Origin of the sequence: Chryseotalea sp. WA131a, from assembly GCA_025370075.1 — a bacterium.
Lineage (GTDB): Bacteria > Bacteroidota > Bacteroidia > Cytophagales > Cyclobacteriaceae > ELB16-189.
Window position 1 is genome coordinate 2,385,032 of the sequence record CP073016.1, and the last position, 23,563, is coordinate 2,408,594.

16 protein-coding genes are annotated in these 23,563 nt (G+C 41.1%); 7 read left to right on the forward strand and 9 right to left on the reverse strand.

Annotation, left to right across the window (positions count from 1 at the left end; genetic code table 11):
* Positions 1 to 41: 41 nt before the first annotated feature.
* Together KA713_10690 and KA713_10695 are read right to left on the reverse strand one after the other, a co-directional pair.
* Positions 42 to 1,448 carry an MATE family efflux transporter gene (locus KA713_10690; GenBank protein ID UXE64974.1) on the reverse strand — a complete coding sequence of 469 codons (1,407 nt, stop codon included), beginning with the start codon at positions 1,446 to 1,448 and terminating at the stop codon, positions 42 to 44.
* 217 nt (positions 1,449 to 1,665) lie between these two features.
* Positions 1,666 to 6,609 (reverse strand): hypothetical protein, encoded by a 4,944-nt coding sequence (locus tag KA713_10695; GenBank protein UXE64975.1) that lies wholly within the window; start codon positions 6,607 to 6,609, stop codon positions 1,666 to 1,668.
* Positions 6,610 to 6,943: 334 nt separating this feature from the next.
* On the opposite strand from KA713_10695, the gene KA713_10700 reads away from it, so the two are divergent.
* The gene (locus KA713_10700; GenBank protein UXE64976.1) at positions 6,944 to 8,398 is read left to right on the forward strand and encodes an amidohydrolase; all 1,455 of its coding nucleotides are present in this window, start codon (positions 6,944 to 6,946) and stop codon (positions 8,396 to 8,398) included.
* A gap of 427 nt (positions 8,399 to 8,825) precedes the next feature.
* Complete coding sequence (locus tag KA713_10705) at positions 8,826 to 9,848, forward strand: hypothetical protein (GenBank protein UXE64977.1); 1,023 nt, start codon at positions 8,826 to 8,828, stop codon at positions 9,846 to 9,848.
* Position 9,849: 1 nt separating this feature from the next.
* On the opposite strand, the gene rseP is transcribed toward KA713_10705, so the two are convergent.
* The 5 genes from rseP to KA713_10730 all read right to left on the reverse strand — a co-directional run bounded on the left by rseP (position 9,850) and on the right by KA713_10730 (position 14,681).
* A complete protein-coding gene (gene rseP / locus KA713_10710; protein ID UXE64978.1) occupies positions 9,850 to 11,268 on the reverse strand; it encodes an RIP metalloprotease RseP in 1,419 nt (472 codons plus the stop codon).
* Between the two features lie 27 nt (positions 11,269 to 11,295).
* Positions 11,296 to 12,471 carry a 1-deoxy-D-xylulose-5-phosphate reductoisomerase gene (locus KA713_10715; GenBank protein ID UXE64979.1) on the reverse strand — a complete coding sequence of 392 codons (1,176 nt, stop codon included), beginning with the start codon at positions 12,469 to 12,471 and terminating at the stop codon, positions 11,296 to 11,298.
* Between the two features lie 94 nt (positions 12,472 to 12,565).
* A complete protein-coding gene (locus KA713_10720) occupies positions 12,566 to 12,901 on the reverse strand; it encodes a DUF86 domain-containing protein (GenBank protein UXE64980.1) in 336 nt (111 codons plus the stop codon).
* Positions 12,898 to 13,188 (reverse strand): nucleotidyltransferase family protein, encoded by a 291-nt coding sequence (locus KA713_10725; protein UXE64981.1) that lies wholly within the window; start codon positions 13,186 to 13,188, stop codon positions 12,898 to 12,900. The genes KA713_10720 and KA713_10725 overlap by 4 nt, the downstream gene beginning before the upstream one ends.
* Complete coding sequence (locus KA713_10730; protein UXE64982.1) at positions 13,185 to 14,681, reverse strand: GH3 auxin-responsive promoter family protein; 1,497 nt, start codon at positions 14,679 to 14,681, stop codon at positions 13,185 to 13,187. The genes KA713_10725 and KA713_10730 overlap by 4 nt, the downstream gene beginning before the upstream one ends.
* Before the next feature lie 138 nt (positions 14,682 to 14,819).
* Here KA713_10730 and KA713_10735 point away from each other — a divergent pair, with 138 nt between their 5' ends.
* Positions 14,820 to 16,250 carry a trypsin-like peptidase domain-containing protein gene (locus KA713_10735; protein UXE64983.1) on the forward strand — a complete coding sequence of 477 codons (1,431 nt, stop codon included), beginning with the start codon at positions 14,820 to 14,822 and terminating at the stop codon, positions 16,248 to 16,250.
* 287 nt (positions 16,251 to 16,537) lie between these two features.
* Here the strand turns inward: KA713_10735 and KA713_10740 are convergent, their stop codons facing one another.
* Positions 16,538 to 17,578, reverse strand: coding sequence for an IS5 family transposase (locus KA713_10740; GenBank protein ID UXE64984.1), 1,041 nt, complete (start codon positions 17,576 to 17,578; stop codon positions 16,538 to 16,540).
* Positions 17,579 to 17,632: 54 nt separating this feature from the next.
* Positions 17,633 to 19,330: a HAMP domain-containing histidine kinase gene (locus KA713_10745; protein UXE64985.1), complete on the reverse strand. Its 1,698-nt coding sequence runs from the start codon at positions 19,328 to 19,330 to the stop codon at positions 17,633 to 17,635.
* A gap of 197 nt (positions 19,331 to 19,527) precedes the next feature.
* Between KA713_10745 and KA713_10750 the strand changes: the two genes are divergently transcribed.
* The 4 genes from KA713_10750 to KA713_10765 all read left to right on the forward strand — a co-directional run bounded on the left by KA713_10750 (position 19,528) and on the right by KA713_10765 (position 23,553).
* A complete protein-coding gene (locus KA713_10750; protein ID UXE64986.1) occupies positions 19,528 to 20,220 on the forward strand; it encodes a glycosyltransferase family 2 protein in 693 nt (230 codons plus the stop codon).
* Between the two features lie 63 nt (positions 20,221 to 20,283).
* Positions 20,284 to 21,738, forward strand: a complete 1,455-nt coding sequence (locus KA713_10755) for a glycosyltransferase family 2 protein (GenBank protein UXE64987.1) — start codon at positions 20,284 to 20,286, stop codon at positions 21,736 to 21,738.
* The gene (locus KA713_10760; GenBank protein ID UXE64988.1) at positions 21,731 to 23,086 is read left to right on the forward strand and encodes a DUF2029 domain-containing protein; all 1,356 of its coding nucleotides are present in this window, start codon (positions 21,731 to 21,733) and stop codon (positions 23,084 to 23,086) included. The genes KA713_10755 and KA713_10760 overlap by 8 nt, the downstream gene beginning before the upstream one ends.
* Positions 23,053 to 23,553, forward strand: a complete 501-nt coding sequence (locus tag KA713_10765; GenBank protein UXE64989.1) for a rhodanese-like domain-containing protein — start codon at positions 23,053 to 23,055, stop codon at positions 23,551 to 23,553. The genes KA713_10760 and KA713_10765 overlap by 34 nt, the downstream gene beginning before the upstream one ends.
* Positions 23,554 to 23,563: the final 10 nt, after the last annotated feature.

The following is a 23,563-nucleotide window of genomic DNA, read 5'->3' on the forward strand; positions in this document are numbered from 1 at the left end:
ACTCCTATCTACTCAGAATTTTTTATGGTTCTGTAACGACACTATACCTTCATCGTCTTCCATTTCCCTCTCCTAAAAATAATGATCCCTGCCACGGCCATTAATGATTCTGCCAACGCAATGGCAATAAAAACTCCTTTGGGTCCCAAGCCCGCATGTATGGCCGCCCAATACGCAAATGGAATTTGGAATACCCAAAATCCAACCACATTGAGCAAAGTGGGTGTATAGGTGTCGCCTGCACCGTTCAGTGCTTGCATCACCACCATGCCATATCCATAGAAGACATACCCGAGACTAACATAACGCAATGCTTGCACACCATAATACACTACTTCTTCTTGTTTTGTAAACAAGCCAATGATCCACGGTGAAACAGTTAAAAATAAAATCATCACCACTACCATAAAGAATGCATTGTAGTAGGCTGCTCTCCAAACAGAAGTTTCTGCACGCTCGGGTTGATCGGCACCTAGGTTTTGCCCTACCAAAGTAGCGCCTGCATTTGCCAATCCCCAAGAGGGCAACAACGTGAATATAAAAATTCGAATCGCAGTGGTGTAACCCGCCACGGCATTGTCACCAAAGTTGGACATCAGTTTCATTAAAAATATCCAACTGGCAGAGCCGATAATGAATTGCAAAATACTGCCGCCCGAAACCTTCACCACGTTTAAAATAATAGAAGGATTGAACGGCATTTTGCCCCATTTGATTTTGATGATGCTCTTGCCGACAAACAAATAATACAATTGAAAAGCAACGCCCACGCCCCTACCAATATTGGTTGCAATGGCAGCACCTTCTACGCCCATGGAGGGTATAGGACCCCAACCGAAAATAAAAATGGGGTCTAAAATAATGTTGAGAATGTTTGCTAACAATAATGATTTCATGGCAATGGCAGCATTGCCTGCACCGCGAAACACTGCGTTGATCAAAAATAAAAGTGTTACGGTATAATTTCCTGCAAACATCCACAAAGCATAACGAGAACTAGACTGAAGCACGGCTTGTGAGGCACCCATCATGGCCAAAATATCTTTGTAAAAAAAGATCCCGATAATGCTGATGACGAACGCCATGCCCAATGCTAAATAAATAGCCTGCACAGCAGCAATGCTTGCGCCTTCTTTATCTTGCTCACCAATTCTTCGTGAAACAATTGCAGTAGCGCCCATGCCCAAACCCATGGCCAACGAATACAAAATACTGAGCACCGATTCGGTGTAACCTACAGCAGCCACGGCATCGCTGCTATTGAGTTTGCTTACGTAGAAAATATCCACCACGGCAAAAATCGATTCCATGCCCATCTCTACAATCATCGGTATGGCCAATAGAAAAATAGCGCGGTTGATACTGCCTTGGGTAAAGTTTTGCTCTTCACCTTTAATGGCTTTGATAAATAATTGAAATATAGAATCCTTTTGAGTTGAAGCTGTCATTTGAAAATAAATTAAAGAATGTAGAAAAACGCCTCGCGGCTTTTCAGCTGGCTGGCAATTGACCAACATAAACATCCCGACTCCTAAAAAAATTGGAGCGGCTCACGGGAATGTTAGAATACGAGCTTCATCGGCTTTTGAATTTGAAAGATCAAATATGAGGAATTGTGTTGAATAAAGTTTAACGCCTAGCGAGAAAATTTTAAACAACACAATGCTATTTAACAATCGCCAACTTTCCTTGCTGAAGGTAGCTCTTTCCGTCTACCAGTAAGTTGAGCTTATAGAGATATAATCCGTTAGGCATCAATTGGCCGTTATCATCGCTACCATTCCAAGTTAATTCGTTTATTCCAATTCTAAACAACGACACATCATTGGTAGTAAAATTTTGGAGGCGTTTTCCTTCCAAGGTGAAAATCTGTAATGAAAATTCAGACGGCAACGCATTGCCGCTCAATACAAAATTGAAATAAAACGCTCCCGAAGAAGGATTGGGATAAACGCTTCGCAATTCCAATGAATTGGTCTCTGCTACTCGAAAATTAACTTCATACGGTTTGACTCCACTTTTATTTCCACTCGCATCTTGCGCTTGGGCACGAAGTGTGTAGGTATTTGGCGCCAAATTGATCGGATTGAAATTTAGCTGAAAGTTGGTAGTGGCCGTGGCAGGGCTCCACGTAACATCCGATCCTTTAAAGTAGATGGGTTTAAAATTACAAGTCGCACACGACTGCAAAAACAACGTAACGCCAATGGTATCCGTTTTAAACAAATACGGATTGCTGTCTTTCACTGCCACTACTATTTGTGGGTTGGGCGAAACAAAATCGTTGTTTACCAATTCTCGCCCATCCACGCGCACTTCCAAAATGGGTGGATCATTATCTTTTTTTACATTCAAATAATCCGTTAATAAAAGAGCGTTGTTGTCATAATACTGCTCTGGTAAAATTCGGGGGTTAACAAAAACCGAAACATCATTCAAACCAACTTTACCCCTAGTGTCAAATACCATCTGGAACTTGGTACTATCGTTGGGTGAAGGCGGTGCAATCATCAGCATCGATTGTTTGCTTGCACCAATGGTTTTTGAAACAATAGCAGCCGTAACGGTGAGTTGACTTGCAAAATTTTTAGTAGAAATATTGACAAATGAAAATGGTAATTGAATGGACTGACCTTCTTGCACTGTTTGCGGAGAACTGTTGCCCCTATATACCAAAATGCCCTCCGCCACTGTTTCGTATGTAACAAACCATTTTTTTAGTTGAACCGCTGTCAGGCTAACTGGATCCTGCATTTGCAACACCACACGCAGATAAGGATAAACCGCGGTGCTAACGCTCGACAAATCTTGCGAGGATGAAACATTAGCAAACAACAAATCCTCCACACCATTCAAACGAACCCCATACAACCGATACGAAAACGCATCACCCACTTGCGCTTTCACTACTTGACCGCGGAATGAAAACCACTTGTTGGCCGGACCAATCAAAGAAGATTTTAATGTTCCACTAGAAAAACGCGCTGAAATAGTTTTGTTTACCATCAACGATTGTTGAGTTGATGGCGAAGCAGCGGTTCTGAAAATTTTAGCCGTTCCGGCTACAGCATTTTTTCTTCCATACACCACAAGAGGCTCACCATCTTGCAAGGATGTCAGTTGAGTAGCTGCAATACCCAATTCAGCCAATTTACTTTTCAAAGCAGTTGACCAAGTTGAATACGATGGGTTGCCAATGGAGAACAACACTACCGAGTCGCTCTGTTTCAAATTTGAGATGGCAGTAACCAAATCATCACCCAATCCGGTTTCCATTTCATTTACCAAAAAGCTATTGATTACTTGGGGTTCGCGCCCGCACGTGCGTGGATCTTGAAAATTAAAGGGAATGCCGGCATACGGAACCCCTGTGCTTTTATCAAAAGCAATCATATTGATGGTGTTGGTGCGGCACGGTTGCCCTTGGCTTCCAAGGTTATATTCCTCTCCATTAATCCTTACTGAAGTTGATGTAGGTGGTGAATAATTGCTACCATAAGTAGAAATGGAAACAGGGATAACTGTTTCCAAATATTTGAGCTGTTGCTCTTGCGCGTCTTTTAATAAACCTTCTACTCCATTATCCAACAATTGCGGAAACTGAAATTGACCCCATCCTTCTGGCCCATTGTTGATGTAGGTAAACGAAGAAAGATTCCACTCGGCACTTTCGCTTGCAGTCGGTTTATCTAACCTCGTTCTCCAATAGTAGGTGGTGGAATCGCGCGAAAGCAAATTCAAAGAAATTTTTGCCAACACTTTTGCGTTCGCTATTTGCTTTTTTAGAAAAGGGCTATTGAAGGCATTGGTAGTATCCAGCTCAAATTGAAAATCTCTTTTATCGGCCAATAGGTTGGTAGATTGAAAAACAAAAGTCGAGGCGGTTTTATTAACCATCGAAAAAGGCGCAGGGAACAAATTTTTGGTGGCGTTGGATGGAATCAATGCTGAGAAAACGGTAGAATTGTTGAGTTTATTTGTTTCGGCTACGGTATTGTTCGGATCGATGGTAACTGAAAAAATATTTTGTCCACCGCCCTTTGCATCACGCTTAATTTTAAAAACAATTGTATCCTGATTTTTAGGGCTGTTAAAAATTGAATCGTACATAACGGAAGTATTGTCAGGAAATGTTCTTACCACTCGAACAGGCATCGGCCTACCCGTTGTGGCACCCACATTCTTCACAATAATCTTCAACCCAAACGAACTGCTGAGCGCGGTAATCGGTGCACCATCTAGTGTTTGCAAAGAAACAGAAGTGTCATCAATAGCAAAGTCAGGCTTGGCAGTGCCGAATAATTTCACGGCCGGGTCGCCCAGCATCATCATTTGTTGAATTTGTGTTACACTAGAAATGCTGTTGCCGTATAAACCAAGGTATCGTTTGGCCACTTCTTGTTGCACTTCGCCAACACCTTTTTTGATAAAGACAGAATCAGCAAAACCAACTTGATAAAATAAATCCGAGTAGGCTCGCAAGGTGTTGGGGAAGCCAAATGAGCTGTGCGCAATAAAATTTCGCGCACCTTTATTAGACGATAAAATCCAATCTTCCCCAAAAATAACACCATTTAAAAAGAAAGCTCCAGCATTGCATCCATTGATTAAGAACACGGGGTATTTCCCAGGATTATTATAACCGAGCACGGGATCGGACACAAAGCCAATATCGATATCGATCGTGCCAGGAGATGAATGCCCGAAAAAAGTAATCATGTTTACGCCCTTATTTATTTGGTCAGACACATTGATTAACTGCACGGGGTTAGGATCGCGCTTACCGATGGTGGATATTGAAGCACCCCAAAAATTAGAAGATGCAATTTGCTTGAACCCATCTACATAACTTCGAAAAAGGGGAAGTTCAAAAGCTTGTATGCCTCCACTTAAATGAAGGCCAGATTTTTTCCAGCTATCAGCAACTGGTGCGCTTTCAATCTCTTTTATTTTGTTCAAATACGATGCTACTTGCAGCGAATTGATCGCAGGCAAACGACCCGTTGCTACTTTCGGATCAAACGTTGAGCCACCTATGCCGGCCGAAAATGCCATATCCGCTCCTGGCAATCCGGCAGATGGCACTAAATCCTTTACCTCACCAGTAGTTGGCGGCTTTCGTTGATAAGCGGAATAAGAATAAATATCTCTCCCTTTACCAATCAAAAAAAGAAATTTTGGATTACTGACTGCAACCAAATATCTCATGCACTCATAAATTGCCAACGAAGAAGTTTCTCCATAGTTAAATTGATTGTAGAGTTGATCCATGGTGAGTGTAAGCGTATCATACTTTCCGCCTTGCACGCTGGCGCGATAAGTGGCATAGGCTTGAACAGGATTTGAATAACCTCCCGAAGCTTGTGTCAAACTTCGGTGGGTAATAACAATAAAATTAGCTTTCGTCCCGGCTAAATTTCTAAATGAAATCGGCTTTACGCTAGCGGTGTTTACTGCATTGCTGGTGAAAATTTTTCGGGAAATGCTCGTATTATTTACTACTGCGCTCAACGAACTTCCTGCCGTGCGAGTACCAATGACATAGACATTGTTTTCATCGGTTACATCCCACATACGCAATCCAGTGGCGGGGTTATCAATTTCAATGTATGATTTGTTGCTTGGATTGGGATTGATGAAATAAAATTTTTCAGATGCCGATGCAGAACTAAAGCTTTGGGGAAAAGTAACTTTTATAGAACAGACCGCCATTTGGAAGCGGTTATTGGAAGCCGATGAAGCTGATAATCGAACCGCTAGTTTTCCATCAATTGAAACATCGCTCCATTGTAGAGGAACTGAAATCACTTGGGTATCGTACCCAAAAAAATTTAAATTGCTTACGGTGCGCAAACTTGTACCTACTTGTACTTGGCCTACGTGTTGAAATCCATCATACCCAACCACTAGCATTTCTAATTGCGGAGGGCTCACGACAGGTACCGAATTGGTTATCAAGTCTACCACATAATCTACCGATTCATTTTGTTTGATTGGCTGGCCAGTCCAACCTTCCCCTTGATCAAATGAGGTAAATTGCAATTCATCTCCTTGCTTAAATCCTCCGCTATAAAAACCAGTGATCAATCGCATCCGCTGTTCATTGTGCGAAATTTCTTTAGGGATGTTTGTCACATTCACTTCAGAAAATAAATCCATCCGTTTGCCCGCAGGTGGTATCAACCGATAGGTTAAAAAATAGGCCGTAGTATCGCTGTATAAATTATAGTTTGGATTTAGCTGAGCGGAGGCAGGCTGATACAGTTTCCCATCCAACGTGCCATCATTTCGTTGGCCAAAAAATTCGATGAAATCGTTGATATTAAATACTGCATCGCTTTCACCTTGCACGAAAATGGCTTGCTCTACACCCCGATGAAAAATCTGAATCAAGCGGGGGTCAACTGAATTGACCGGAAAATTGGCAGACTGTAAGTCAGAATAGGTAATGCGATAAATACCGTCTTTCGAAACAGGGATTTTAAAATAAGACTGATTGAAGTTGATCCAATTGTTGGCTGTTTGCCCGTTAGCAATCGAAACGACAAAATATAGTATGAACCACAGGCCGCAAGCTACAAGCTGTTTACCTCTTAATTCGGAAACCATCCTCTTGCCCAAAGATCTTGAAGCATGCGGCCTGAAGCCTGAAGCCTTGAATTCAATCGAACACATTACGTCTATATCCAACTTCAAAAGTAGTAGTAACAAGCCACACTAACTATTCTCCTTTCAAGGAAATAAAGGCAAGCCAGAGACAAAAGGTATTTTTAAAATGGCAAAGTATTGTTACTTTAAAGTCGATAGCTAATTACATCCTTACAGCTTCTGAAGATCACTAAAACAAGTATTAACACATGAAATCGCCATTAAGATGCCCTACACCCAACGGAATGATAATCTCAGCGATTCCATGTGGCAACTAACAAATAATTATTAACACATGAAATCAATTCTTCTATCGATTGCCATTGTCGGATTACTCTCCGCTCAAGCTCAAACATTAAAAGTGACAAACGAAAAAGACAAGCAACTTGCCTTGCAAAACCTAAACAATAAATATCCTGCATATGCCGCCATTGCCAAACAAATTTGGGCCAATGCAGAGCTAGGATTTCAAGAAGTCAAAAGCAGTACGCTGCTGCAAGAAACCCTAAGGAAGGAAGGTTTCAACGTGCAAGCAGGTGTTTCAGAAATGCCGACCGCCTTTGTAGCGACCTATGGATCGGGCAAACCAGTGATCGGAATATTGGCAGAATTTGATGCCTTGCCAGGCTTATCGCAAGATAGTGTAACGACCAAGAAGGCATTGGTAGAAGGCAAAGCCGGTCATGCTTGCGGCCATAATCTTTTTGGCACCGCATCGAGTGCTGCGGCCATCGAATTGAAAAATTGGTTATCGAAAAACAAAAAATCAGGAACAATAAAATTGTTTGGAACGCCTGCCGAAGAAGGTGGCGGTGCGAAGGTTTACATGGTGCGCGATGGTTTATTCAAAGAAGTAGATGCTGTGTTGCACTGGCATCCATCCAACGCCAACAATGCCAGTCCCGAGTCGTGTATGGCCATCAAGCAAACTTTGTTTCGATTTTATGGAAGAGCGGCACATGCGGCAGCCGCTCCCGAAAAAGGTCGTTCAGCGCTGGATGCCGTAGAAGCCATGAACTACATGGCCAACATGATGCGCGAGCATGTTCCTTCCGATGTGCGCATCCACTATGTCATTACCAAAGGCGGGTTGGCCGCCAATGTGGTTCCTGAATTTGCAGAGGTGGAATACATGGTGCGCCATCCGAATGCGGCCGTGGTAGCCGAGATTTGGAATCGCTTGGTAAAATGTGCCGAAGGCGCAGCAAATGGAACAGAGACCACCATGAAGTACGAAATAATCTCTGGCTCTTATAATTTGTTGCCCAATGAAACGCTGTCGCGGATTATGTACGAAAATTTGAAAAAAGTTGGTGGCGTAAATTATTCACCTACCGAAATTGAATTTGCTAAAAAGCTTCAAACCAGCTTTACCTTTAAAGCACCTGACTTGACGGATGCACAAAAAGTTCAACCGTTCACCCTTGGCGGATTTTTTCCTGCCTCTACTGATGTGGGCGACATTACATGGGTGGTGCCTACTGCTGGTTTAGGCACAGCCACCTGGGTGCCGGGTGTGCCTGCTCACTCGTGGCAAGCCGTAGCAACCGGCAGCACAAGCATTGGGTTGAAGGCGATGATGAACGCTGCAAAAACTCTGACACTTACGGGGATGGATTTATTTAACAATCCAGACATGTGCGAGAAAGCCAAAAAAGAACTGACTGAAAAAACTGGAGTCGACTTTCAGTACAACTCATTGATTGGCGATCGAAAGCCACCATTGGATTTTAGGAAGGGGCTGAATTGATGAATCCTATTAAAAAGTTGGATCTAAAAAAAACAAAATTTTTAAAGAAACCAGTAAAGAGTTTGAGGGATAACAAACTATGTATCATGGGTTGAAAATGCTTCGACAGACCACAAGGTGCAATTTACGCGTCAATTCGATGATGTAAGTTGTTGGTTCATCAGACATAAGATCAGCAACCATGTATCCTAAGTGATGACTGGAGTAGTGTGTAGTGGATACGAAGCCGCCCTTCGCCTCCAAGAAGAAAAAAAATACAAGAGGTATACATATTAAAAATCATTGTTCGTTAGTATCAAACTAACCAAACTCTCAATCCTTTATGCCTATACGTCTATTTCTCATAGTATTGCTTTCACTTGCTCTAATTTTTCACAACTGTTTTTCTCAAAATTTTCTCAAGGGTAAACTAGTAGAGCAAAATACCTTGGCAGTTGTACCATATGCAAATCTTAGCTTGGGAGGCAGCGGAACTGCTTCTTTAGATGATGGTTCGTTTTTGTTAAAAGTAGATGATGCCGATCGAAACTCGAATCTTATAATTTCCTGCATTGGGTACTATTCGCAAAAATTATCTGTAGATAGCTTACTGGGATTAGAACATAACGCCTTGGTCATTCTCATGGATCAAAATGTTCTTCCATTAGAAGAAGTAAATGTACAGACTCAAAAATCAACGGCTAGGGACATTGTGAAGGAAGCAATTGATGCCATACCTCAAAACTATTCTCAACAGCCTTTCAATATGGAATATTATTCTCGGGTATCAGAAAATGATGGGGTTACTTCATTGTTTCTTATGGAAGCCATTGTAAAGAGTTATCGTAAAGGTTACTTTGAAGGTGCCCTCAATAGATCATCCATTATCCACCAACGCACTAGCGGCAAACCAACATTGACTCGGTTTGACAAAAAGAAAAAGATAGACTACTTTTTATACGAGTCGGTACCGATGTTTGATGTGTTTTTGGTAGATATGATTGGTGTAGGCTCGAGACTAAAGTACACCATTTTTAATGAAAATTATTTCAAAAAAGTGGATTTCAAATTAACGGGTATTAGTACGTTTGAAGGTGGCCATGTATTTATGATTGAGTACGGCAAAGGGGAAGCAATTGACGGTGATTTAGAGGTATTCAACGGAAGACTTTTTATTGCAACCGATGACCTCGGGATTTTAAAGCATGAGCGAAGGATAGGCAAGAACTATCATGAAGTGATTTATAAAAAAAAACATGGAAAGTATTTCCCGTATTTTATCAAATCAATTTACCCTGAAAGAAAAGAAGGAAATACTTACCGTATGAGCATAACCCATGAATCCATTATCACAAAAGTCGTTACAGAAAAGGTGGAAGATGTGCCCAATGGCTTGTTGATGGATTGGCATCTTACTGATACCCCTTATGTCCAATCATTTTGGGATGCAAACCATCCTCTAAAAAATTGAGTTATCCTCCCGTTATCGCTTTCGCAATGTCGTTATAGAAAACAAACACCATCAGCAACAACAAAATAGCCATACCTACTTTGATGGCATTCTCAAAGAATTTCTCTGATGGCTCGCGACCACTGATCATCTCATACAACAAGAACATGACATAGCCACCATCTAATGCGGGTATGGGCAAGAAATTCATAAATGCCAATACCATAGAGAGCAGACCAGTCATACGCCAGAAACCTTCCCAGTCCCATTCGGAACTAAACATTCCAACCATGGCAACTGGTCCTGACAACGATTTTCTTGGATCCATTTTTCCGGTAAAGAGCTTGCCAAATGCTTTGATTTGTAACCAAACAACACCAAAGGCACGTGCCGTTCCTAAAGGTATTGCTTCACCAAGACTGTATGTTATATGTCTAAGATCATCCTTGTTAGGCCCTAAGGGTCCAAAACCTATTTGGGCTTGGTTCTTAAAGGCTGCTTTAAAGCTTAGTACATTAGAGCCTCTTTTTATTTTGAACGCTATCGAATCCTTAGCTCCATTTTTTATAATGGATGATACCTCATCGTAATACGTAATTGGCATCCCTTCCATTTCTATAAACTGATCACCTTTCTGCAAACCCACTTTTTTTGCCAGCGATTCAACTGGTTTTTTCGATTCAACAATAACGCCTTCTTCACTGTAAATCAAATCTACCTTATCAGAAGTTCTACCAACTGTGGCCGGAAATCGGGTTTGCATAAAAGTAGAGGCTGCTTCCTTCGAATTGAAATTCTCTAGAAAATTTTCTGGAATTGGGACAATGATTTCTTGACCATCGCGCAAAACGGTATAACTGGCATTATCTGAAAGCAGGAAATTGGGCTTCATCAAATCATCAAAATTCTCATAGTCTTGCCCGTTGATTTTGATAATTCTATCACCCGTTTTCAACCCAATCTGCTGAGCAAGTTCCAAGGCATGAATCCCTCCATTCCTTTCTACATATTCCTTGGGCAACGTTGTATCACCAATAAAATAAACGATTCCAATAAAAATTAAAACACCCACTACCACATTTACTATTATTCCACCCATCATCACAATCAATCGCTGCCAAGCGGGCTTCGAGCGAAACTCCCATGGTTGGGGCTCTGCTTTCAACTGGTCTTTGTCCATGCTCTCGTCAACCATGCCAGCTATTTTTACATAGCCGCCCAAGGGAAACCAGCCAATGCCATATTCGGTATCTCCTTTTTTGTATTTCAACAACGAGAAGTTTAGCACGTTGGCCATGGGGAACAGAAAGTCGAAGAAGAGATAAAACTTCTCAACCTTAATGTTGAACATGCGGGCTGAGAAATAATGACCCCACTCGTGCACCACAATTAAAATTGACAAACTCAAGAGCAGTTGAGAAATCCGGATCATTAATTCCATATTCTAATTTGAAAAATTGAAAATTCGTTAATTTGAAAATTGTTTCTTGGCAATCAATTCGCCTGCTAGTTGTCTTGTTTCTGTATCGGTCACCACATAATCCTCAAAGGTAGGTTTAGACACATAAGTGATTTTCTCCAAGCATCTTTCCACCACTTCGCTCATCTGCAAAAAACCGATGTTATCCTTCAAAAACTCTTGTACCGCTATCTCATTCGCGGCATTTAGCACGCAGGGCATGTTGCCCGCTTTGGCCATTGCCTGAAAAGCGAGTGCAAGATTACGAAAAGTTTCCGTATCGGGCGGCTCAAATGTGAGGTTGGGGTATTGGGTAAAATCAAATCGCGGATAGTCAGCCTTTAGCCTTTGGGGATAGCCCAACGCAAACTGAATGGGCAACCGCATATCGGGCAAACCAAGTTGTGCTTTGATGGAACTGTCTCGGAATTGCACCAAGGAATGAACAATCGACTGCGGATGCACAATCACTTCTATTTGTTCAGGTTTTAAACTAAAAAGCCATTTTGCCTCAATCACTTCCAACCCCTTATTCATTAAACTGGCCGAGTCGATGGTGACTTTTGCACCCATCGTCCAGTTGGGGTGCTTGAGAGCTTGTGCTTTCGTAACCGATTTTAACTCATGTCTTTTTTTCCCCCGAAAAGGGCCACCCGAAGCAGTCAGAATTATTTTTTCAATGGGGTTATCAAATTCACCAACCAAACATTGAAAGATAGCAGAGTGTTCGGAATCAACTGGGTAAATGTTAACACCCTTTTCACGGGCTAATTGGGTAATCAATTCACCAGCAACTACCAATGTCTCTTTGTTGGCAAGCGCGATATTTTTTCCTGCTTCAATTGCCTTAATGGTGGGTTTCAATCCTGAATAACCGACCAAAGCGGTAAGTACCATATCGATGCTGTCCATCTGCACAATGGATGCAAGCGATTTTTCCCCTGCAAAAACTTTGATGTCAAGCGGCACCAATGCGTCTTTTACTTGTGGATAAAAATCTTCGTTGACGATAACTACAGCATTTGGTTTAAATTCTTTGGCTTGCTGAATAAGGAGTTCGGCATTGTTTTGTGCAGTGAGCACTTCCACTTCGAAATTTTCCGGGTTAGCAGCGATTACTTCCAGCGCTTGCGTGCCGATAGAGCCAGTAGAGCCAAGGATGGCGATATGTTTTTTGGGTGTCAAAAGAATTGATTAGTGATGGGTAAGTTTCTAAAATTCCAATTTCGTTGATGGATAATAATTAGTTAGGGACTATTTGTAATGGCCAGTTAAGTGATCACTCAAGTTCCCTAATCTTAGCAACCTGAATTTTCAGTTCGAAAATATCTACCTCTACCACATTCCAAAGTACTTCAAGATCAATACCAAAATATTCATGAATAACTTTATTTCTCATGGCCATAATCTTTCTCCAAGGAACTTGCGGAAAAGCATCCTTTATGTCTGAAGGAATTTTTTTGCTTGCTTCTGCTATTACGGCAATGTTTGTAATAACTGCATCTTGAACAAGGAAATTATCTAAAAATTGTTGCTTAGACATACCATTAGTGTATTGCTCAATCCGATCGATGGCTCCTAGAATATGAGAGGAAAGGACTTTGTGACTTTTCACTTAAAAATATAGTTGATGTCCTGCTCAACATAAGGGCGTATAAGCGGACTCAGTGATTTTTCAGTTACCAAATCAACCTTAATGCCTAGCTCATCTGAAATGTCCTGCTCAACTCCGATTAAGTCTAACAATGATATTCTTTTCGAGTAATCAAGGCTTACCAAAATATCTAAATCACTTTGGCAGGAGTTCTCACCTCGTGCATAAGAACCGAAAATTCCAACTTTGAATGGATGGAGTGGCTTTAGATGCTTGAGCACAATTTCCTTTTGTTGGTCGGTAATCATAAAACAAATTTAGCCAATTCCTCGGCAATTTTTCTATCGTTACTCAACCGTGGCACTTTATTTTGTCCACCCAATTTGCCCAACGATTTCATGTAATCAATGAAAGCATTTTTCTTCAAAGCAGTGATTTTTAGCTTGGTCAAAATGCTGCCCGTAATCAAATCATCGTAATAAACATTCAACTTCCGCAATTGTTCATCTAGTTCTAACCGAAACGATTCCATGTCTTTTGGAGGTTGGGCAAATTCAATTAACCACTCGTGATGGGGCATACCTTCTGCCGGTGCAACATTGGGTGCTACGGTAAATTCCACCAACCCCACCTCTGGAAATTTTTCCATGGCGAACTTCATGGCCTTTTCCACTTCTTCGCCAATTACATGCTCGCCAAAAGCAGAAATGAAGTGCTTGATGCGACCGCTGACGATAATTCGATATGGTTTTTTAGAAACGAACTTTATCGTATCGCCAATGGAGTAACCCCATAGACCAGCATTGTTATTGATGATGACTGCATAGTTTTTACCAAGGTCTACTTCTTCAATCGATAAGCGGGTTGGGTTTTCATTAAAATATTCTTCAGTAGGAATAAATTCAAAAAATATCCCCGTATTCAATAACAACAACAAGCCTTCGGCCTGTTGGGAATCTTGGTAGGCAATAAATCCCTCTGATGCTGGATACGTTTCGATCGAGTCAATTTTTTTTCCAATCGTATCAAACAGCTTGGCACGATAGGGTTCAAAGTTTACACCTCCATACACAAACATGGAAAAATTGGGGAATACATCTTTTATTTTTTTTCCGGTCTTCGCCTGAATTCTATCAAAATACATTTGCGCCCATGGTGGAATACCTGAGATGAGCGTCATATTTTCATGAAGTGTTTCGTCAATTATTTTATCGAGCTTGGTTTCCCAATCGTCAATACAATTGGTTAGATAGCTTGGCTTTTGGTTGGAACGTAAATACTGCGGCACATGGTGATTGACAATGCCCGAAAGTCGCCCGGTTTTTATTCCAGCTTTTTCATCCAACTCAGGACTCCCCGATAAAAAAATCAATCCGCCATCTAAAAAAGAACCATTACCTGTCTCATGTACATAGCTGAGTAATGCATTCCGTGCGCTGTTGATATGGTTAGGTACAGACTCTTTTGTGATAGGAATGTATTTTGTGCCCGAGGTGGTGCCGGACGTCTTTGCAAAATATTCTGGTTTGCCTTTCCATAAAATATTTTCTTCGCCATGCAGCACGCGCTCCACATAAGGCTTCAGTGCTTCGTAGTCGCGAATGGGCACTTGCTTTTTAAAATCGGCATGTGACTTGATGTCTGCAAAGCCGTGGTCTTTCCCAAACACGGTTTGCTTCCCTCCTTCCATCAATCCGGCAAAAACCTTTTGTTGATAGGCAACAGGATTCAACGACCACTCTTTGGTCTGCTTATTGATGTATGCGGCAAAAGGTTTGGCTAAAACAGAACGGATACCCATAGAGTGCAAATATAGTTGGCAGTTGGCAGTAAGCAGTAGGCAAATGATCAAAATCTTAAACCGATTAAACTACTTTTACGTTCTAGTAGCCAATCTTAACTTTGCTATTTGATATTGTAGACAGTCTAATTTAAAAAAATGAACTCATTCAAAACGATCATTATCGGATTTATAGCAGGCTTGGCTGGAGCTTATGCCTTCTTTGCCTATCAAACTGAAAAAACAAAGCGCGAGGCCGTCACTGCACAGCAACAAGTTTCCAATATTGAACCAAACGAAATCTACCGACCCACGATTGTCGATCCTTCTACCAGCAACGCAACCGAAACAAGTGATTTTAGTTTGGCGGCCACCAAAGCAACACCTAGTGTCGTTTATATCAATAGCATTTCGCAAAGTGGTGCCAGCTATTCGTATTGGGATTTGCTTTTTGGCGGAGGGGGCTCGCAAACGCAAGTCAGCAGCGGTTCAGGAGTCATTTTCACACAAGATGGATATATCGTTACCAATAACCACGTAATCGAATCGGCAGAAAAAATTGAAGTGCTCTGGAACAAAAAATCGTATGAAGCAGAACTTGTGGGTACAGATCCATCCACTGACTTGGCAGTCCTAAAAATTAAAGAATCGGGTTTGCCTGCAATCGCGCTGGGCAGCTCAAAAAATTTGGCCGTGGGCGAATGGGTGATAGCCGTGGGCAATCCGCTTTCGCTCTCATCCACCGTTACAGTAGGTATTGTAAGTGCCAAAGGCAGACGCATCAATATTGTGGACGATAAATTTCCGATTGAATCATTCATCCAAACCGATGCGGCCATCAATCCGGGCAATAGCGGGGGTGCACTGGTAAACAAAAATGGAGATTTAATCGGCATCAACACTGCCATTGTTTCTCGGACTGGTTCTTACACGGGCTATGCTTTTGCAGTGCCCATTGACATTGCGAAAAAAGTAGTGGAGGACTTGATCAAGTATGGCTTGGCACAGAAAGCGATTTTTGGTGGCGAGATTTTGGAGTATGATTTTCAGAACGCTCAAAAATTTGGCATGCCCACCAATGTAAAGGAATTCAAAGGCGTGTTGCTGGGAGACATCACCAAAGGAAGTGCCGCAGCCAAAGCAGACTTAAAAGAAGGTGACATCATTACCAAAATCAATAATGTTGAAATTAACAGTAAAAGTACCTTTGAAGAGGAGTTAAGCTATCGCTATCCAGGAGATGAAATCAACATTTCATTTTTGCGTGAAGGTAAAGCTACCACAACTGCTGTAAACTTACTCAACAAAAACGGTGATACTGGCATCATTAAAAGGCGCATCTTTAGCGATGCTACGTTGGGGGCTAACCTTGAGGCGGTGGAGTATGGTGTGAAGGTGAGCAAAATAAAAAATGGCTTGTTTAAAGAACTGAACCTTCCAGAAAACTATACAATCATTTTAATCAATCGGCAACGTGTGAAGGACCCGCAAGATGTAATTGATTTTTTCAATAAGTTTAAAGGAAGGGTCTTGCTGCAAGGGCTAAACAGTTCAAAACAAGAAGTACCGCTTCAATTCTATTTGAGATAGTTAAGCGGTTAATGCTAGTGTAGATTGCCCAGCATTTTTTAAATACAAGTTGGGCAGCTGAATTACAAATTTTGTTCCTATGCCCAGTTCTGATTCAACTGTCACCAGCCCTTTCAATTTAGCAATTGTTTCTTTAAATATAGGGCATCTCTAAAAACCCGTTTTAAATTTTTTCACTTCCTAGTTTATCGAATTTTTTCTTTGCAATCTTAAAAAATAGTGATTAAGGGCTCTTTTGACTTTTTCTTTTCACCCTTGGCAGGATGATGATTGACCATTTGGTCAAACTATCGGCCATTCAAGTTCACTTTTATCTGCGTTAGCCTGAACAAATTGTAGGTGAGGTTCATTAAACCAATCGTTGCTTTGGCCCTCACAAAGTTTCGGCATCGGATATACATTCGGTTCATCGAGTTGGTCATGAACCCAAAAATGTGCTCCACTCTTGCCCTTGTCTTTGATTTCTTCTTGTTGCGCTTTTGCTGCGCATTGGTAAGGGGTTTATTGCGGTATCCTTTTTCATGGATCATGGAGGTCATATTTTTTCCGTTCAACTCTTTTTCAATTTTCTCACTCCGATAAGCACTATCAGCATATACTTTTTGTCCGCGATCCCTTTTGTCAATCAATGGTCCAATCATTTCACTATCGTGAACATTGGCAGGGGTTACCTTATAACCCGTAATGAGTTTGGTGCGCGCATCGGCTTTCACATGGTCTTTATACCCATAGTAACTTTTTCCATTGTGCGTAACCCATTTGGCATCAATATCTTTCTGGCGTAGCTTGTTTTCTTTATCTTTCCAATCTGGGGGAATAATCCCCTCATTGAGTTGTTGGTTCTCATCGCGGCTGTTTCGTTGAATAGGGACTTCCACAATGGAGGCATCTATCATTCGGCCTTTGTTAAGAATTACACCCCGTTGGCTCAAGGTTTTATCCAGCAAGGAAAACAATTTCTCCACCATCTTGCCTTTGGCAAGTTCATTTTTAAAGTTCCAGATTGTTTTGGCATCGGGCACCGTATCAGATATGGTCAACCCTAAAAAACGCATGAACGATAAACGATCTAAAATCGCATATTCCGTGCCGTCATCGCTTAAATTATAATAGCGCTGCAAAATCAATATTTTGAACATCATCAGATAATCAAAGGAAGGGCGACCGCCTTGGCTTCTGTCTTTTCCCGATTCAAAATGTGCCTCCAAGGGTTTGCGGAAAATCCCAAAGTCAATGTGGGCTTGCAATTTTAACAATGGGTCGTTTTGCTTACCGATTTTATCCAACCGAAACTGCTCATCAAATAATCCTCTCGATTTATTTTTCATCTATTTTCTCCTTTTTCTCAAGAAACAAAATTTACAGATAATTTCGTAGGGTTTTTAGAGATACCCTATAAATAAACCAAGGCCACTGCCTTTGGATTTGGTGTTGGCGCGATAAAACATGTTAAAAATTTTTCCTATGTGCTCCTTACCAATCCCCACTCCATTGTCTGAAAATTCTATAAAAATTTCGGTCTCATTTATCACTACATTAATTCTTATGTATCGATGAACTTTGGACGTGTCTGAATAGCGAATAGCATTGGAAATAAGGTTATTGAATAAAATCCAAATGCGCGCGCGATCAGAATAGAACGGAAATTTATCTTTTACCTCCACTAGCATTTCAATTTTGCTAGCACCCTCCACAAACCGATGGCTTTCAAAAATTTCACTTATCAGCAAATACACATTTACATTTTCGGGTGCCAGTTCTAATCGTTTGTTTTTTGAATAACCAACTATCTGAGAAATGAAGTCTTCCATTCGGTGGATGCTACTTTCCATCATATCAAAATAAGTCTTCAAATCTGGTTGGGTGTTTTCCATTTTAGCCAAATGCAACAACCCTAGCAACGAAGTAAGCGGAGAGCGCAGATCATGTGCCGTGCTATATATGAAACTATCCAGTTCCTGGTTCAATTTCTTTAATTCCTCGTTTCCCTTTTCCAATAGAGACGATTTTTTTTCAATTTCTTTCAACTGACCATTTGTTTGCTCGATCAATTGCAAAAAAGAAAAAGTTAAGATGTTGATTTCTTGAGCGGCATTGTTAAGGGAAAAGTCAACTTGCTTCACATTGTGTTCGCGAATGGCGGTATTCATCATTCGCGAAAGTCTGGCAATGGGCGAAGACAACCGCTTTGCGAGCCAGAAGCTCGAGAACAAACTGATAAAAACGGCCACCGTTACCAACAAGCCAAAATAAAAAAATGCGTTTCGCTGGGTGGTGCTGGCCTCTCTGCTCGAGTATTCTGAAAGCGAAAGAAATTCTTGGCTCAGTTTATCGGTCAACAAGTTTAGTTCATGTCGTAAGCCCGATTGGCTATCAATCCCAATTTGTGTTTGAATGGAAACCAACCTATTAAAATAGTTTACATACTCGTTTAAATGCTGAAGCGCAAGGCTGTTTTTGCCTAACACTAACTTTTGCCGAAACTGTTGAGCCAAGTCATTCAATTGAATCACATAGGCGAAATCGTTTCGTAAAAAGAAATCTTTCTCATGGCGCCTCAGCGACAACAAATCAACCATGCTAATAGCGGAGGCAATGTGCTCTAGTTGGTGGGCGTGCGATCGCATCTGTCCCTCCATCCCATAATCACGAAATCCTTTTTGATAGAGCAAACCCTCAAGTGCCAAAAACTTTTGGTTATAGGTAGCCAGCGTATTCTGAATGGTGGCAAAGTTCAATTCAATGGAAGTAGCATTAGAGCGAAGCCGTTGGATGGTGACTGTTAATCCAAGTTGAATTTTTTTATTCAAACTATCTCGCTTAACGATATAATTGCTATAATGGCTCTTGAAATAGACAGAATCGGTCGCTCCAATATCAAAAAAATCATTGTCTGATTTAATCAGTATTAGCGTGTTGGATTGAAGTTGATTAATACTCCGATCAATATTGGTGGCATACCTAATATTGTTGAGCGTGTACAGAGATATAATTGCAATTAAGACAATTAACAGTGTCAGGACTAAAAATCCTGCCAGCATCCGACTTCGGATCGAGTTAAACTCAAAAAATTTTCGCATATCTAACAGAAATACAAAGTAAGTCTCTTAAACCATTGTTGCATAAAAAGGGCTGTTATCAAATTATTATGCTGATTGTGAATCATCATTTTGAATAATCTCCAAAAAGCCTGATGCACCAACCTAGCAAAATGTAAAAATGCAGACAAATCGTAGGCGGATTTTTTACTAGGTTTGCGGCTTGTAAATTCTACCACTTGAGCGTACCGAAAATTGTTGTGATCATTCCTGCCTTTAACGAAGAAAACGGTGTGGGGCATGTCATAAAAGAAATCCCAAAAGATATCGTGAGCGAAATCGTTGTGGTAAACAATGCGTCTACCGACAATACAGAACGGATTGCGAAAGAAGCAGGGGCCACCGTTTTGCGCGAATCAATCCCTGGCTACGGACGGGCATGCTTAAAAGGAATCGCCTACGCTCAGCAGTTGGAAACGAGGCCTTCCATACTTGTTTTTTTAGATGCCGACCATTCCGATTACCCCGAAGAAATGGTTGAGTTGCTTAAACCCATTCAAGAAGGCAAGGCTGATCTGGTGATTGGCTCACGTGCAATGGGCCAAAAAGAAAGTGGCAGCATGACACCTCAACAGATTTTCGGCAATTGGTTAGCAACGTTTCTTTTAAGAATTTTATACCGTGTTCGGTTTACCGACCTTGGTCCCTTTCGGGCAATACGGTTTGAATCACTGATGTTGCTAGACATGCAAGACAAAACCTACGGCTGGACAGTGGAGATGCAATTGAAGGCGGCTAAAATTGGATTGCGATGCACCGAAGTTCCCGTTCGCTATCGCAAACGAATTGGCTTTTCAAAAATTTCTGGCACGGTGAAGGGAACGGTGATGGCGGGGTATAAGATAATTAGTACGATATTTAGATATTTATAAAATTGCCTCCTGCCCACGCTGCAAGCCTCCTGCTTGTTGCGTGCAGCCTAGGGCATTAAGTAAATGGAAATTGTAGTTACCATTATTTACACGCTCTGCCTCTTTTATCTCTTTGCCTTCAGCATAGGGCAATTGCACTTAACATGGATTTACACCAAAGCAAAAAAAACAAATCCCAAGCCGAACGTAACCATCTCTCACTTTCCTTTGGTCACTATTCAACTTCCCATCTACAACGAAAAATATGTAGTGGAAAGATTGCTGGAGGCCGTTAGTAAATTTGATTATCCACATGAAAAATTGGAGATACAAATATTGGACGACTCCACGGATGTAACTACCCAAATCATTCTCAAAAAAATAGAATCACTTCGTCCGTTGGGGTTGGATATAAAACTGCTGCACCGAGAAAACCGAACAGGATTCAAAGCCGGTGCATTGGAGTACGGTTTTCACGCAGCCAAAGGCGAGTTCATCGCCATCTTCGATGCGGATTTTATTCCCTCTCCCGATTTCTTGCGAAAAACGATGTCATTCTTTCAAGATGAAAAAGTAGGTGTGGTGCAAACACGTTGGGCGCACATCAATCAACATTATTCGATGCTTACCGAACTTCAGGCCTTTGGCTTGGATGCCCATTTTTCGGTGGAGCAAGTGGCCAGAAATACCCATGGAAGTTTTATAAATTTTAACGGCACGTGTGGTGTCTGGCGAAAATCATGCATTGAAAATGCGGGAGGCTGGAGCTTTGATACGCTCACCGAAGATCTAGATTTAAGTTACCGCGCCCAATTAAATGGCTGGAAATTTCACTATTTGGAAGAAGTGAGTACACAAGGCGAGCTGCCTGTGATTATGCCCGCCATCAAGTCGCAACAATACCGCTGGAACAAAGGTGCTGCCGAAACGGCCAGAAAGATTTTTTCGGATGTTGCTTTGTCAAATATATCGTTCAGCAAAAAAGTCCATGCCTTTTTTCACCTTTTCAATAGTTCAGTTTTTGTTTGTTTATTGATTGCTGCGCTGTTAAGCGTTCCCATGCTTTACATTAGGCAGGCCCATCCCGAAATCAGGTGGCTGTTTCATGCAGGCATTATTTTTCTGGCGGGCTTTCTCTCCATCACCTTGTTTTATTGGACGGCCACCAAACAATTTTATAAAAAGCCCATCAAAACATTTTGGTCGTTGTTCCCACGGTTTCTAATTGTATCCATGGGCTTATCGTTTCACAATGGATTAGCCGTGCTAGAAGGTTTGATAGGAAAGAAAACAGCCTTTGTCCGAACGCCCAAATTTAATGTGACTGACAAAAGAGAATCGTGGTTGGGCAATAGCTATATCCGTACTGCCATTGGTTGGCAAACAATCATGGAAGGCATACTCTGCTTGTATTTCATTTTTGGAATAATTGTAGGAATACAAATAGGCGACTTCGGCCTCCTTCTTTTCCATTCCATGCTCACCTTAGGTTTTGGTAGCGTATTCTATTTTTCTGTAAAGCCCGCAGTCAATGCCTAAGGCAACAAGGTGGATAGTGTTGCTCACCCTACTTGCTTCATTTTATACTATTGGCAACATACCGCGTCATCACAAACTTGAACTATTCTCATTATTCGTTTTCGCTTTTGTTACCTATGCGATCATCCTAAAATTCGATCGAGAAAATGTTCATTTCTGGGTACTAGGCTCTTTCGGATGCCGGATGCTTCTCTTTTTTCATCTGCCCAATCTGTCCGATGATTTTTACCGATTTATTTGGGACGGACGATTGTGGCTGAACGGAATGCATCCCTTCACAAAACTTCCTCCGGAATTTTTATCAATGAACTTGACGGGCATCGACCAATCCCTCTTTGATAAACTCAACAGTAAGAACTATTTCACCATCTATCCACCTGTGGCACAAGGCATTTTTATGCTTTCAGCAAAATTTTCAAATTCGATTGAAGGAAGTGTGTTGGCAATGCGTGTGTTGATTTTGTTGGCTGAAGCCGGGTCGATTTATCTGCTCTTAAAAATTATTGCAGTTTACAAATTACCAAAAGGAAATGTTCTGTTGTATGCACTTAACCCATTGGTGATTGTTGAACTCACTGGGAATTTGCATTTCGAAGCGTTCATGATTTTCTTTTTGGTGCTTTCCTTTTTTTGGTTTACAGATGATAAACTTGTTTTGGCTTCTGTAGCGTTCGCTCTTGCAATTGGGGTAAAACTGGTACCCATTATTTTTCTGCCGATTTTCATTTTCATGATGCCTTGGAGAAAGTCAATAACTTTTTACTTTTCTATACTCATGATTTGCGTTCTCTTATTCATTCCGATGTACAATCAGCAAGTGATCGATGGGTTTAGTCAAAGTTTAAATCTGTATTTTCAAAAATTTGAATTCAACGCGAGCTTGTATTATCTCGTTCGGGAATATGGTTTCTGGAAATACGGTTACAACACCATTCAAACTACGGGATTGAAAATGGCAGTGTGGTGCAGCGTTGTCATCATGATTTTTATTCTCTTTCAGAATTTTGCGCTCTTAAAAAAAATCAAAGGTCAATGGTCAATAGTCAATACTCCTTTGACTATAGATTATCGACTATTGACTACCTACCTATTTATTCTCACCATCTATTTCACCTTTGCTACCACCGTACATCCGTGGTACATTACTACTTTGGTGGCGCTTTCTACTTTGTCAAACTACAGGTATGCAGTGCTGTGGTCGGGATTGATTTTGATGACTTATTCAGGGTATTCTGTCAGCAACTATTCTGAAAATTTGTGGTTAGTAATGGTAGAATATCTTTTAGTGTTTGCTTACCTTAGTTATGAAATTGCATGGAAACCAAACACCTCCTTTTACTCGTTGTAATCTTCACAACCGCTTCTGTTGTTTACGCCCAAAGCGACTACGACAAGAAACTGAAATCGCTTTACCGACACACCGTAAAAACGATTTCTCCAACTGATGCAAAAAAGTTAGTCGGTAATCCAAAAACAGTTTTTATTGATACTCGCGCACCAGAAGAATTTAAAGTAAGTCATTTGCCAAAAGCCCAATTTTTGAACTACAATAATTATTCAACCAATGACTTAAAAAGATTTCCGAAAGACTGCAAATTGATTGTGTACTGTAGTGTAGGTTACCGCAGCGAGCGCATTGGAGAAAAACTATTGAAATTAGGCTATACCGATGTGGTAAACTTGTATGGTGGGATTTTTGAATGGAAGAACCAAGGACTGGATGTTTACAATTCTTCAAATTACCCAACCGATAGCGTTCATACCTACAACAAAAGTTGGGGCAAGTGGTTAGTGAAAGGGATTAAAGTTTACTAAATTTGCTTAG

What these genes read in the sequence shown, in the direction of transcription:
- KA713_10725 (UXE64981.1), bottom strand. Translation starts at nt 13,188, where the DNA reads ATGATTACCGACCAACAAAAGGAAATTGTGCTCAAGCATCTAAAGCCA.
- KA713_10690 (UXE64974.1), bottom strand. Translation starts at nt 1,448, where the DNA reads ATGACAGCTTCAACTCAAAAGGATTCTATATTTCAATTATTTATCAAA.
- KA713_10745 (UXE64985.1), bottom strand. Translation starts at nt 19,330, where the DNA reads ATGCGAAAATTTTTTGAGTTTAACTCGATCCGAAGTCGGATGCTGGCA.
- KA713_10740 (UXE64984.1), bottom strand. Translation starts at nt 17,578, where the DNA reads ATGAAAAATAAATCGAGAGGATTATTTGATGAGCAGTTTCGGTTGGAT.
- KA713_10695 (UXE64975.1), bottom strand. Translation starts at nt 6,609, where the DNA reads ATGGTTTCCGAATTAAGAGGTAAACAGCTTGTAGCTTGCGGCCTGTGG.
- KA713_10755 (UXE64987.1), top strand. Translation starts at nt 20,284, where the DNA reads ATGGAAATTGTAGTTACCATTATTTACACGCTCTGCCTCTTTTATCTC.
- KA713_10700 (UXE64976.1), top strand. Translation starts at nt 6,944, where the DNA reads ATGAAATCAATTCTTCTATCGATTGCCATTGTCGGATTACTCTCCGCT.
- KA713_10735 (UXE64983.1), top strand. Translation starts at nt 14,820, where the DNA reads ATGAACTCATTCAAAACGATCATTATCGGATTTATAGCAGGCTTGGCT.
- KA713_10760 (UXE64988.1), top strand. Translation starts at nt 21,731, where the DNA reads ATGCCTAAGGCAACAAGGTGGATAGTGTTGCTCACCCTACTTGCTTCA.
- KA713_10765 (UXE64989.1), top strand. Translation starts at nt 23,053, where the DNA reads ATGGAAACCAAACACCTCCTTTTACTCGTTGTAATCTTCACAACCGCT.
- rseP (UXE64978.1), bottom strand. Translation starts at nt 11,268, where the DNA reads ATGGAATTAATGATCCGGATTTCTCAACTGCTCTTGAGTTTGTCAATT.
- KA713_10730 (UXE64982.1), bottom strand. Translation starts at nt 14,681, where the DNA reads ATGGGTATCCGTTCTGTTTTAGCCAAACCTTTTGCCGCATACATCAAT.